Origin of the sequence: Microcoleus sp. D2_18a_B4, from assembly GCF_036702475.1 — a bacterium.
Classification (GTDB): domain Bacteria; phylum Cyanobacteriota; class Cyanobacteriia; order Cyanobacteriales; family Microcoleaceae; genus Microcoleus.
Genome location: NZ_JAUBTL010000150.1, coordinates 1 through 458 on the forward strand (window position 1 = coordinate 1; position 458 = coordinate 458).

General features: G+C 51.7%; 1 pseudogene. It reads right to left on the reverse strand.

The features are described from left to right. Nucleotides 1–436: pseudogene (locus QUB04_RS32415) on the reverse strand (hypothetical protein); the annotation flags it as partial. Nucleotides 437–458: the final 22 nt, after the last annotated feature.

Below are 458 nucleotides of genomic sequence, written 5' to 3' on the forward strand. Positions count from 1 at the left end.
ATTGTCCAAACTGGAAGAGGAAAGTATCTGCACCCGTACTACCCGTTAGAATATCTTGAGCGCCCCCCCCGTTGAGCCTATTATTAGCGGTGTTGCCGATGATTGTGTTGGCTAGAGTATTTCCGGTGCCGTTAATCGGTGCGCTGCCTCCTAAACGGAGGGTTTCAACGTTTGGACGTAAGGTGTGGGTCACGGTTGAGCGCACCTCGTCGGTTCCTTGAGCTGCAAGTTCAGTGACGATATCTCCGGAATTATCTACAACGTAGATATCGTTACCCAATCCGCCTCTAAGTTGGTCGGCTCCGGTATCGCCGTTGAGCGTATTATTGGCGGTGTTGCCGATAATAGTGTTGGCTAGAGTATTTCCGTTGCCGTTAATCAGTGCGCTGCCTCCTAAACGGAGGGTTTCAACGTTTGGACGTAAGGTGTGGGTCACGGTTGAGCGCACCTCGTCGGTT